At 55.6% G+C, this 12,022-nt stretch carries 14 protein-coding genes and 1 pseudogene; 13 read left to right on the forward strand and 2 right to left on the reverse strand.

From position 1 onward, the window contains the following. The first annotated feature begins 176 nt into the window (after positions 1-176). Complete coding sequence (locus tag CVE23_RS12725; RefSeq protein WP_100849675.1) at positions 177-1,532, forward strand: esterase-like activity of phytase family protein; 1,356 nt, start codon at positions 177-179, stop codon at positions 1,530-1,532. A 162-nt stretch (positions 1,533-1,694) separates the two neighbouring features. Further along, positions 1,695-3,041: an MFS transporter gene (locus tag CVE23_RS12730; RefSeq protein WP_038919321.1), complete on the forward strand. Its 1,347-nt coding sequence runs from the start codon at positions 1,695-1,697 to the stop codon at positions 3,039-3,041. Between the two features lie 50 nt (positions 3,042-3,091). Here CVE23_RS12730 and smrA read toward each other — a convergent pair whose 3' ends face one another. Both smrA and CVE23_RS23085 read right to left on the reverse strand, forming a co-directional pair. Continuing rightward, entirely contained in the window at positions 3,092-3,658 is a 567-nt protein-coding gene (gene smrA / locus CVE23_RS12735) for a DNA endonuclease SmrA (protein WP_038921001.1), read from the reverse strand. 198 nt (positions 3,659-3,856) lie between these two features. Then, a pseudogene (locus CVE23_RS23085) lies at positions 3,857-4,384 on the reverse strand (phage tail protein); the annotation flags it as partial. Positions 4,385-4,465: 81 nt separating this feature from the next. Between CVE23_RS23085 and CVE23_RS12745 the strand changes: the two are divergent. From CVE23_RS12745 to CVE23_RS12795, 11 genes are all read left to right on the forward strand, one after another. Further along, positions 4,466-5,035 carry a recombinase family protein gene (locus CVE23_RS12745; RefSeq protein ID WP_038919322.1) on the forward strand — a complete coding sequence of 190 codons (570 nt, stop codon included), beginning with the start codon at positions 4,466-4,468 and terminating at the stop codon, positions 5,033-5,035. A 135-nt stretch (positions 5,036-5,170) separates the two neighbouring features. Further along, positions 5,171-5,785, forward strand: coding sequence for a phage tail protein (locus CVE23_RS12750; protein WP_225622586.1), 615 nt, complete (start codon positions 5,171-5,173; stop codon positions 5,783-5,785). Positions 5,786-5,787: 2 nt separating this feature from the next. Next, positions 5,788-6,399 carry a tail fiber assembly protein gene (locus CVE23_RS12755; RefSeq protein WP_038919324.1) on the forward strand — a complete coding sequence of 204 codons (612 nt, stop codon included), beginning with the start codon at positions 5,788-5,790 and terminating at the stop codon, positions 6,397-6,399. Positions 6,400-6,623: 224 nt separating this feature from the next. Further along, complete coding sequence (locus CVE23_RS12760) at positions 6,624-7,793, forward strand: phage tail sheath protein (protein WP_038668429.1); 1,170 nt, start codon at positions 6,624-6,626, stop codon at positions 7,791-7,793. A 14-nt stretch (positions 7,794-7,807) separates the two neighbouring features. Beyond that, positions 7,808-8,326 carry a phage major tail tube protein gene (locus CVE23_RS12765; protein ID WP_012769535.1) on the forward strand — a complete coding sequence of 173 codons (519 nt, stop codon included), beginning with the start codon at positions 7,808-7,810 and terminating at the stop codon, positions 8,324-8,326. Between the two features lie 60 nt (positions 8,327-8,386). Next, on the forward strand, positions 8,387-8,677 hold the full coding sequence (locus CVE23_RS12770) for a phage tail assembly protein (RefSeq protein ID WP_038919327.1): 291 nt from the start codon (positions 8,387-8,389) through the stop codon (positions 8,675-8,677). Positions 8,678-8,709: 32 nt separating this feature from the next. Beyond that, positions 8,710-8,829: a GpE family phage tail protein gene (locus CVE23_RS12775; protein ID WP_013318226.1), complete on the forward strand. Its 120-nt coding sequence runs from the start codon at positions 8,710-8,712 to the stop codon at positions 8,827-8,829. A 28-nt stretch (positions 8,830-8,857) separates the two neighbouring features. Beyond that, the gene (locus tag CVE23_RS12780) at positions 8,858-9,955 is read left to right on the forward strand and encodes a hypothetical protein (RefSeq protein WP_225622587.1); all 1,098 of its coding nucleotides are present in this window, start codon (positions 8,858-8,860) and stop codon (positions 9,953-9,955) included. Positions 9,956-9,966: 11 nt separating this feature from the next. After that, positions 9,967-10,461, forward strand: a complete 495-nt coding sequence (locus CVE23_RS12785) for a phage tail protein (protein WP_038919328.1) — start codon at positions 9,967-9,969, stop codon at positions 10,459-10,461. After that, positions 10,458-11,636 (forward strand): contractile injection system protein, VgrG/Pvc8 family, encoded by a 1,179-nt coding sequence (locus CVE23_RS12790; RefSeq protein ID WP_038919329.1) that lies wholly within the window; start codon positions 10,458-10,460, stop codon positions 11,634-11,636. The genes CVE23_RS12785 and CVE23_RS12790 overlap by 4 nt, the downstream gene beginning before the upstream one ends. Before the next feature lie 96 nt (positions 11,637-11,732). Continuing rightward, positions 11,733-11,924 carry an ogr/Delta-like zinc finger family protein gene (locus tag CVE23_RS12795; RefSeq protein WP_012769529.1) on the forward strand — a complete coding sequence of 64 codons (192 nt, stop codon included), beginning with the start codon at positions 11,733-11,735 and terminating at the stop codon, positions 11,922-11,924. The last annotated feature ends 98 nt before the right edge of the window (positions 11,925-12,022 follow it).

A 12,022-nucleotide genomic window follows, 5' to 3' on the forward strand; every position in this document is an offset into this window, starting at 1 on the left:
TGTCGCCGCGACGCCGGCGGCCTCCCGGATCAATACGGAATATAACCGGTAAACCACTGCGCGGTGAGGGGACTCACCGCGTTTTTATGCGTTGCGTTTTATACTATGCGTTGTCATAAAAGCGTCGTATTACAGTTCTAGTGTAATGTCGCCGATTTCTTTTACGGGGTTCGACCATGCGCCTTCATTTATCCTTTTTCCCCTTGCTTCTGCTGGCCCAGATAGTTCAGGCTGCGGATATTCAAACCGAACAGTACCAGATTACCTTTCCTGATAACGATCGGGTCAGTTACCACGGTAAATGGCAGACGCGTTTCCCCAACGGTTTTCCAATGGGGGTCGGTTCCGGGTTGTCATTTATCGGGCGGGATGGCGACAAACTGACGTTCGTTACCGTTACCGATCGCGGCCCGAATGCCGATGCGCCGGAATATCAGGGTAAAGATGCGAAGATCTTCGCCGCGCCTGATTTTACCCCCGCCATCATGACCATTACCGTAGATGCCAAAAGCGCGCAGGCCACGGCGCTGCGCAAATTGCATGATGAAGCCGGCCCTATCAGCGGCTTGCCACTACCCGGCTCGCTGGTCGGCGCCACCAATGAAGTGGCGCTCAGCGATGCACTGCAAAAATTAACGGATGACCGCCGTGGGCTGGACACCGAAGGCATTACCCCGGATGGTCAGGGGGGATTTTGGCTATCGGATGAGTACGGTCCGTTCCTGATTCAGGTGGATGCGCAGGGAAAAATCCTGAAGAAAGTCGGCCCGACGCCGCTCAACGGCGAACAAGGCGTAGCCAGCGGCTTACCCAATATTCTTAAATGGCGCCAGCCTAACCGCGGCTTTGAAGGCATCACCCGCATGCCGGACGGCCGCATTCTGGCCGCGGTGCAAAGTACGCTGGATATCGAAGGGAAAACCCAAAACAAGGCGTTATTTACTCGCCTGGTCAGCTTTGATCCGGCTACGGGCAAAACCGCCATGTACGGCTATCCGCTGGATGCGGATCAGTGGAAAAAAACCGGCGACGCCAAAATCGGCGATATGGTTGCGCTCAACGACCATGAAGTGCTGGTGATTGAGCAAGGCGCGGATAAAAACAAGGTGATGCATAACCTGATTTACCGTGTTGACCTGAGCCTGGCCAGCGATCTGAGCGCGTTGGATGCGCAACAGCCGGCTGAGTGGAATGATGCCGAAACGCTGGCGAAACGCGGCGTCGTGCTGGCGAAAAAGCAGCAACTGGTCGACTTGCGCCAGTTGGGCTGGAAACCCGAGAAGGCAGAAGGGCTAGCGTTAATCGATGCCCGCACGCTGGCGGTCACCAACGACAACGATTTTGGTTTACAGTCCGTGCTGGTCAATCCCGCCAAAGATGTAAAGAAGATCGGTAAATATCAGGCAGGCCCTGATGGCACGCTGCTGCTGGATGGCAAACCCGTCGATACCCGACTGGAGCTGGAACCGCTGCCGAAGGATAAGGCAACCAGCCAGTTATGGGTTATCCATCTGCCCCAGCCGCTTTACTAGTCCGCTTCGCATTTATTACCCGGCGGCGCTCCGTTTACGGTGCGCCGCTTTTATTTACCCGGTCCCTGAAATTTTTTCCCGCCATTATATTTCCCTATCGGAAATAATTGTTTACAGTGTAAGCCATTGTGAACATTTGTGCGGTATTGTTGGAGAAAAAGCGTGACAGGTTCCACCGCGATTGACGTACGCCAGCTGATTAATCAGCGTCCTCTTGGCGCTTACCAGAAACTGATTGTTTTTCTTTGCTTTTGTATTATTGCGCTTGATGGTATGGACATCGCCATCATGGGCTTTATTGCGCCATCGTTGAAAGCAGCCTGGGGAATCGGCAACGCGGAACTGGCCGTGGTTATCAGCGCGGCGCTGATCGGCCTGGCGGTGGGAGCGATGGTTTCCGGGCCGCTGGCGGACTGGCGCGGCCGTAAAACGATCATCATCGCCAGCGTATTTTTGTTCGGCCTGTGGACCTTGTTAACCGCATTTTCTCAGACGCTGCAGCATATGGTGATTTTCCGCTTTCTGACCGGTTTAGGTCTGGGGGCGGCGATGCCGAATGTCGGTACGCTGGTTTCGGAGTTTGCGCCGGAGAAAAAACGCTCCTTCATCATTACCGTGGTCTTCTGCGGTTTCAGTTTCGGCGCCGCCAGCGGCGGGTTTGCCGCCTCCTGGATGATCCCGCAGTGGGGCTGGCATTCCGTGCTGCTGATGGGCGGCATTTTGCCGCTGCTGCTGGTGCCGTTCCTGCTGATGAAGCTGCCGGAGTCGGTACGGTTTCTGGTCAGCAAGCGGGCGGACTCGCGTCAGATTCATCAAATCGTGGACAAAATCGCTCCCGGCATCTGCCAGGCCGACAGCCACTTCGCCATGCCTGTGGCGGAAAAAACGCCGGCGTTTGCCGTTCAGCTGGTGCTGTCCCGCTCTTACCGTTTTGGCAGCGTCATGCTGTGGGGCGGCTATTTCTTCGGCCTGTTCATGGTGTATCTGTTGGGCAGTTGGCTGCCGACCGTCATCAAGGAAGCCGGCATGAGCGTGACCGAAGCCACCATGATTACCGCCTTGTATCAGGCCGGCGGCACGTTCGGTTCGCTGTTTGCCGGCTGGCTGATGGACCGCGTTAACCCGCATCTGGCGCTTGGCATGATTTACGCCGCCGGCGGCGTAGCTACCGCGATGATTGGCGTCACCCACGCTTATTTTGTGATTCTGGCGGTGGTGGCGTTCAGCAGCGGATTTTGCCTTAACGGCGCCAACACCGGCATGAATGCGCTTTCCGCCCGTTACTACCCGACGGAAGCCCGCGCCACCGGCTCAGGCTGGATGCATGGCGTTGGCCGAATGGGCGCCATCATGAGTGCGTTTGCCGGCGCACAGGTGGTCAGCATGGGATGGGGGCTGACGACCATGTTTACTATTTTGGCGATTCCTGCCCTGTTGACGTCGTTGATGATTCTCGCCAAAGGACAGTTCGGCTATAGCCGGCCCGTCGTTGCAGAACTCAGTTACTAATACGCCAACACCCGGTTAACCGGGCGTTTTCTTTTGCTTCGAAGGAAAGATCAACGGCTACGTTTGGCGTGTCTCTCACGGTTATCCTGACGGGCCTGATCGGATTTTCTAAGCGACACATAACAGGCGCCGGCACCGCCGTGAAACGGCTGTGCGGTACAGAAGGCTTGCACGGAATCAAACTGCTGCAGCCAGCGGAACAGGTAATTGCGCACGACATTGGCGTGTGATTTTTCATGACGGCCTTTACCATGAATAATCAGCAAATTACGCAAATTGTCCCGTTGCGCCTGCAACATGAACGCAAACAGGTTCTGCCGACAGGTTTCGACCGGCTGACGCAGCAGGTTGAGGCTGGCATCCAGCGGATACTTTCCCTGACGCAGTTTATCCACAACCCCCTGCTGGATACCTTCTCTTGTAAATTCCAGCGGCACCTCGCATGGAAACAGGTCGAGAAAACCGGTGATCAGAAAATTATCCAGATCCGGCTCTTCCAGGCGAGAAGGCACAGCTTTCGACGGGGCGGGTTTAAGATGAACGACAGTGGCGGACGGCTTTAGCGGTTTGACATCGTCCATGGCATTCAGAAACAGCGTTTTTTCATCAGTATCCATCATGTCACTCGCGTTGATCCAAACCACCTGCCTACTATAACGAGAGTACGGTGAAATATCACCTTGCCGGTCACAGAGTAAAAACGCGGTGAGTCCCCTCACCGCGCAGTGGTTTACCGGTGTTATGCTCCGGGTTTATCCGGCTACGACGCCGCGACACCTACCCAGCTCAGTTTCACCAACTAAGTTCTCCAGTCTTCAGGCGGCCCTCACGATGTAGCTAAACGCGATGTTGCGCGGGCGGGTACCGCCAGCAATAAAATAGGGATTGTTGTTTAACGGCCGATTAGCATTCGTATCGATGGTTCTCTTATTACTATTTCCTGTATAAGCATATTCATTTATAGCAAAAGCATACCCTTTCAACGCTGGTCCATAATCAGCATCTACGATCGTATCGGTTTGCATTGATTGATTAAATTCAGCAATTGTCGCTGTGTTAGCCGTGGAGCCTTCAACAACTAATAATTGTGCTGCATCAGGACCGATGTTAGCAGTAATGAGGGATGGTGCCTGCCGTGATAACAATCCTCGCCCCGCATCCGCCCCGCGCCCATCATCCCAGCCACGAATAAATTCGCCGCGCAGATCCGGCAGGACGCCGCCGGGGTACGCCAGCGCCAGTTTGGGAAAGGCGTTTTTGTCGAACGCCTGACCGTTGCATTTCAGCCAGCCGGCGGGCGGTGTCGCCTGCGGCCAGGGCAGCGGTATGCCCGCCAGGTCGGCGGTTTTCAGTACGTCGCTTAAACCCAGGTTTGCGAGAAAGTGAGAAGATAAATACAATCAGCCTTTTCAGGAAGTTACGTTATGCTTATTGGCTATGCCCGGGTATCCACCAGCGATCAAAATACCGAATTACAGAAAAACGCGCTGGTCGGCGCAAATTGTGAACTGATTTTTGAAGATCAGGCCAGCGGCAAAAACGCCAGGCGACCGGGGTTGAAACGGGCATTGCGCAAACTCAAACGCGGCGACACCCTGATCGTCTGGAAACTGGACCGGCTGGGCCGCAGCGTACGGGACCTGATTACCATGGTGTCGGACCTGCAGGGTCGTGGCATTCACTTTCGCAGCCTGACCGATGCGATTGATACCTCAACGCCGGCCGGCCGTTTCTTTTTCCACGTGATGAGTGCGCTGGCCGAGATGGAGCGAGAACTGATCGTCGAACGAACCCGCGCCGGACTGGCGGCCGCCCGGGCGGCGGGTCGCATTGGCGGCCGTCGGCGCATTATGACGCCTGATGCGATTGAGCATGCCAGAACACTGTTGGGTAATGGGGCAACCCGCTGGCAAATAGCCAATATTATCGGCGTGTCGGAAAAAACCATTTATAAATACTTCCCGGCAACACCGACGAAAATAAAAACAAGATAACAACCGAAAAAAAATACATCACATTGCATTATTTTATTTCTAATTTTAAAAACTCACTGCTTACCCATTAATGATACAACAGCCTTACAATGAATAGCCTGTCATTCCCGACGATAATATCAGCGCGTAGAAATCATGACGCATTATTCATTCACTCACGCTGAGATAAAACAGATGGAAAAACATTGTCACCCTCATGCCTTTGATTTTGGTTTTGGTAAAGAAAACCTGTACAAAAATAATCATGTCTATATTGAAAATATTTCTCTTCAATGCTGCCAGAAAGCCTGTGGCGAACAGCAAGATACATCCACCGCTGCCTTGAAAGAGCTGGTGGGTATTCCGCAACCCTGGCCGCTGGCGGATGCGCCGGAAGGCTGGCTGAAATGTAACGGCCAGACGTTTGATACCGCCAAATACCCGCAGCTGGCAAAATTATATCCCGATGGCACCTTGCCGGATCTGCGTGGCGAATTTATCCGTGGCTGGGATGACGGCCGGGGAGTGGATACAGACAGGAAACTGATGTCAGCTCAAGCAGGTACCCATATTCTTGGAGACGATGGAACCTATCCAACACTTAACGGCATTGGTAACTTATCCGAATGTAATGCAGATAAACCAGATGGCACTGCTCGTACTCTGTACTGGTTAGATACAAGCAAGTCGGAAAAACAAGCCAGTGAAAAATTCTGGGGTGCCACTCGCCCGCGTAATATCGCCTTCAGCTACATCGTTAAGGCAGGTTAATCATGGCTACACAAAATGAAAATATGATTCAGCTGAATGAACAGGGGCTGAGCACCGGCAGTGGATATATTCAGGTTTACCATATTGATCCGCAAACTCGGGAATATATCGGCAATACCCGTGAATATCTGATGGAAGGCGTCGGCATTCCGGCGCACAGTTTTATTGATACGCCTCCGGCCGCTCAATCCGGTCAGGCTATCGTGCGCAGTCAGGATGGAGCGACCTGGGGAAGCGTTGCCGATTATCGCGGGCAGACGGCCTACGATAAGCAGACGCGACAATCCAGCCTGATAATCCAGCTTGGCGACCTTTCCGACACCCTGACGCTGTTGCCGCCGGCCACCGCTTACGATGTCTGGCAAAACGACGGCTGGGTGACGGATGCCAAAGCGCAGCAGACCGCACAGGTCAGCGCGGCGCAACAGCAGATGGCCAGCTATCTCGCTCAGGCGGAAAAACGGCTGACCGTGCTGCAGTATGCGGTGGAACTGGAGATGGCGACCGAACAGGAAACCCAGGCGCTGAAAAGCTGGAAAACCTATATGGTGCAATTAAGCCGGGTGGACGTTTCGTCTGCGCCCGCTATCGACTGGCCGGCCATGCCCGCCTGATTCACCTTTCCCGGTGGCGTAAACTGATGCGCCAAAACCCCACAGATGCCGTTGTCACCCCAACGGCATCTGTTTTTTATTTCAATTAACCCATTGTTTTTAATCATTATAAAAACATTATCGGCTTCACCCTGTTGTGCCATTCCATACCAAACCCTATTCGGATGCCTTCTGTTTTCCGGCAAGGCACTATTACTCGCACCCCACAACAGGAGACATTCTTGATGAGTGATTTTCATCACGGTACGCAGGTCGTCGAAATCAACGACGGTACCCGCGTCATTTCAACTGTATCAACCGCGATCGTCGGTATGGTCTGTACCGGACCGGATGCTGACGCCGCCACTTTCCCACTGAATACACCGGTGCTGATTACCGATGTGCTGACCGCCGCGGGCAAGGCCGGTAAAACCGGTACCCTGGCTGCCGCGCTGCAGGCCATCGGCGATCAGACCAAACCGGTGACGGTAGTCGTTCGCGTGGCTGAAGGCGCCAACGAGGCTGAAACGGTGTCCAACATCATCGGCGGCGCCGATGCCAACGGCAAATACACCGGTATGAAAGCCCTGCTGGACGCCCAGGCAGTCACTGGCGTGAAGCCGCGTATCCTCGGCGTTCCGGGGCTGGATTCCCAGCCTGTCGCCACCGCGCTGGCCGCCATCTGTCAGTCGCTGCGCGCCTTCGGTTACGTGAGCGCCTATGGTTGTAAAACCCTGTCCGACGCCATCAAATACCGCGGCAACTTCAGCCAGCGCGAACTGATGGTGATCTGGCCGGACTTTATCGCCTGGAACACCGCTACCAACGCCAGCGCCACCGCCTACGCTACCGCGCGTGCACTGGGCCTGCGCGCCAAGATCGACCAGGAAACCGGCTGGCACAAAACCCTGTCCAACGTCGGCGTCAACGGCGTGACCGGTATCTCCGCCAGCGTGTACTGGGACCTGCAGACCATCGGCAGCGACGCCGACCTGCTGAACGAAGCCGGCGTGACCACGCTGGTGCGTAAGGACGGTTTCCGCTTCTGGGGTAACCGCACCTGTTCCGACGATCCGCTTTTCCTGTTTGAAAACTACACCCGCACCGCGCAAGTGCTGGCCGACACCATGGCTGAAGCGCACATGTGGGCCGTCGACAAACCGGTTACCGCCACCCTGATCCGCGACATCATCGAGGGCATCAAGGCCAAATTCCGCGAGCTGAAATCCAACGGCTACATCATCGACGCCGACTGCTGGTTCGATGAAAGCGCCAACGATAAGGAAACGCTGAAGGCAGGCAAGCTGTACATCGACTACGAGTACACCCCGGTGCCGCCACTGGAAAACCTCACGCTGCGTCAGCGTATCACCGACAAGTATCTGGTGAACCTGGCCGCATCCGTTAACAGCTAAGGAGCGACAGACTCATGGCACTGCCACGTAAACTTAAATATCTCAACCTGTTCAACGACGGTATGAGCTACATGGGCCAGGTGCACTCCGTCACCCTGCCGAAACTGACCCGCAAACTGGAAAACTACCGCGGCGGCGGTATGCAAGGCGCGGCGCCGGTGGATTTTGGGCTGGACAACGACGCGCTGGTGATGGAATGGAACATGGGCGGCCTGCCGGACAGCGCCTTCTGGAGCCAGTACGCGTTGCCGGGCGCCGATGCGGTTCCGCTGCGTTTCGCCGGTTCTTACCAGCGTGACGACACCGGCGACATCACCGCCGTCGAAATCGTGCTGCGCGGCCGCCACAAGTCGATTGACAGTGGCGAATCCAAACAGGGTGAAGAGACTGACGTACGCGTCTCTACCCAGTGCACTTACTACAAACTGATCATTGACGGCGTCGACATGATCGAAATCGACACCATCAACATGATCGAGAAAGTGAACGGCGTTGACCGTCTGGAACAACACCGCCGCAATATCGGTCTGTAACGACCGCTTCATGGCCAGCTACGGCTGGCCATTCTTATTGATAGCACTGGAGTTTTTATCATGACGGTTGAAACAACCACACAAAACAGCGTCATCATCCTGAACGCCCCCATCAAACGCGGCGAAACCCTGATTGACGCCATCACGCTGCTCACACCGACTGCGGGCACGCTGCGCGGCATCGGTCTGGCGGCGCTGGCGAGCGCCGATGTGGAAGCGCTGATCAAATTGCTGCCGCGCATCACTTACCCTGCCCTGACCGAAGCCGACGTCATGGGGCTGGAACTGCCTGACCTGCTTGAATTCGCCGGCAAGGTGATCGGTTTTTTATCGCCGGGCTCGGTACGCTGACGCTGCCGCCGAGCCTCACGGTTGACGACCTGATGGCGGATATCGCCGTGGTGTTCCACTGGCCGCCATCCGCACTTTTCCCCATGAGCCTGGCCGAGCTGATTAACTGGCGTGCCAAGGCGCTACAACGAAGTGGACAGGACTATGCCTAAGCAAAAGACTATGCCTAAGCAAACGACTATGCCTAAGCAATCAACCACCCCGAATGGCGGTTCGACGACAACCGGCGCCAACGGACGAAGCAGCAGCGCCGGGGATAACAGCATCTTCTCGCCGCTTGGGGATAATGTTTATCTGAATAAAATCAGCAGCGTACTGCAGGATTTTTTGGCTAAGGCCGGCCAAATCACCCACGGTACGACGGCGTTCAACGCCGCCGGGTCGCCGAAAAAAAACGCGACGGGCGGAAAAAAAGGCGGCAGACTCGCTGCCGCGGCGCAGCTGGGAACCCTGGGAAACCTCGCCAGACGGTTCGACGCGCTGACCGCCATCCTGGCGCCGGCCTATTCCGCCCTGAAAACCGCGCATGACCGCTCATCTGCGGATAATGCGGCGCTCTCCCGCAACGGACAGTATCCCGACGCCGGCGCAACCCAATCGCTCATCGCTCAGGCCAGCGACGGCGTCAACAGCATCTATTTATCCGCAACGGCGGCCATGCAGGCGCAACAGCGCATCGCCGGTCTGGTGCCTTCGGCGCAGTGGTCTTCCGGAATCACCGCGCCGTCGCTGCCGGGCAACGTAGCGTCGTTGCTGAAGGCGCAGCAAAACCTCAACCTGCCGACGAACCTGCTGCCGACCGTCGGCCCTGACGTCGCTTCGCAGATGGGTGCGGAGGGGCTGAACACGCTCGCCGGAACCGCGCAGGAATCGTTTGTCGGCGTAGAAGAAACCAGCCTGATGATGTCTGCATTAAGCAATGCGGATCTGGATGACGGCGACGGCGGCAACGCCGCGGCCGGTGGGATTGACGCGCTGCAAGCTATTTCCAATCCGGCCATGCAACTGCTCAGTCAGTCAGCGTTGACCGGTCAGAACAGCGCGGAAAACCCGTCAAACCCGCTGTCTGACATGATTAACGGCAATTACAGCGCCCTCTCCCCGGCAGCAAAGCAAAGTTATTTTGACCAGCGCGTGGTGAATAACATCACGATCAACGTGCCGGAGAACAGTAACCTCGACGTGATTAAACAATACATCGACGAGGCACTGAGAAAATACACCCCGAATAGCAGCGCGTATTCCTACAACTCCATGACCTCTAATCTCATTTCATGAGGATAAATACCATGATGCTTGCGCTTGGTTTATTTGTATTTCAATTGCAAACGCTGCCTTACAGCACCCTCAGCCGCCATGTCAATTACCGCTGGGCCAACAACGGCCGTATAGGCCTGCGCCCTGCACAGCAGTTTTTGGGACAGGGAAATGAATCCATCAGCCTTAATGGCGTGCTGTGTCCGGAAGTTAACGGCAAGTTCAGCAAGCTCTCGCTGTCGGCGCTCGAACTCATGGCGGGAATGGGGCGCGCCTGGCCGCTGATCGAAGGCAGCGGCACCATTTACGGCATGTACGTGATTGAAAGCCTGCAGCACACCAACACCGAGTTCTTTTCCGACGGCAGCGCCAAACGCATTGAATTCTCTGTGAACCTGACGCGCGTTGACGAATCGCTGATTGCGATGTTCGGCGACCTCAGCCAGCAGGCTTCCGATCTGTACAGCCAGCAGATCGCGCCGGCCATTTCATCCGCCAGAACCGCCATCGGGGGAATCCTGTCGTGATAGTGAATAATCGCATCGGCATTGCCGATCAACTCGCCCCGGATTATCAGATAACGCTATCGGAAGCGTCAGGCGACGCTAAAACGACCCGCAATCTCAGCCAGCGGCTCATTTCACTGTCGCTGCACGACGTGATGGGTTTCGAATCCGACCAGCTATCGCTGGATATCGACGACAGCGACGGCAAGGTGCAAATGCCCAAACGCGGTGAGAAAATTAGCCTCAGGATCGGCTGGAAAGGCAAGGCGCTGGCCGACAAGGGCACCTTTATCGTCGATCAGGTCAGCCATACCGGCGCACCGGACAGGATCACCCTCAGCGCACGCAGCGTGAACTTTCGTGGCGATTTAAACACGCCGCGTGATGGCTCATACGATGCTACCACCCTGGGCGACATCGCCCGGACGATTGCGGAACGCTACAGTCTGATGGCGTCGATCGAAAACTCGCTGGCCGGTACCGCGATTGCTCATGAAAACCAGTCCAAAGAATCCGACTTGTCGTTTCTTTGCCGCCTGGCCAGACGATACAGCGGTACCGTGGCGATCAAAAGCGACACGCTGCGACTTTTCGTCGCCGGTACCGGCACCGCTGCAGACGGCAAAAACGTATCGACCTACCTGATCGAACGCAGCGACGGCGACTCGCACAGTTTTACGATCGCCGACCGCATCGCCAATACGTCCGTCACCGCCAACTGGCACGACAGCAACGACGCAAAAACACATACTGTGAAGATCAGCCGCAAGCGTCAGAGCCAACCGGATACGGTAGCAACCCACCCTAACGCCAAATCGTCCGCCCAGTCATCAACACCGTCGACGGACAACTACCTGGCTGGGGAAGAAGAAAGCCAGCAAACGTTACAGACCACCTATTCCACCCAGGACGACGCGACCCAGGCGGCGTTGAGCAAATGGCGTGAAACCCAGCGCGGCACGGTGACATTCTCGCTCACGCTGGCAAAAGGCATGGAAAACCTGAAGCCCGGCGCGCTGGTTCGGCTTAAAGGCTTCAAACAGGTGATGGATGAGCGCCAGTGGACCATCAAGCGGCTGACCCACACGATTGCGGGCAGTGGTTTTATCACCGCTATCGAACTGGAAGTGTCGATGCTGGATGTCGAATACGACACCAGCTACAGCGTTATCGGCAACGCAACCTCAGCATCATGACTCACTTTTCGAATTATAAATTTGCAAATTCGAATTAATTGCAGTACCATGTGTGTAAGATGTTTCACTAACCCGTACACATAAGGTGATTTCAAAATGATGCATTGTCCTCTTTGTCGTCATTCCGCTCATGCCCGTTCCAGCCGCTACCTGTCTGAAAATACCAAGGAGCGTTACCACCAGTGCACCAACGTGAACTGCGGTCACACCTTCGTCACCATGGAAGCCATCACCCGCTCCATCATGGTGCCGGGCAAAACCGAGCCGGTTGACGGCGAACGTAAGTAATTCGCCACGTTTCTCTCCCTCCGTGTTTCCTTACTTTTCCTGACCGTCTTTCCCCGCCGCCCGGCGGGGTTTTTTATCCCCGCCATAAATACACAAAA

This window comes from Dickeya fangzhongdai (assembly GCF_002812485.1).
Lineage (GTDB): Bacteria > Pseudomonadota > Gammaproteobacteria > Enterobacterales > Enterobacteriaceae > Dickeya > Dickeya fangzhongdai.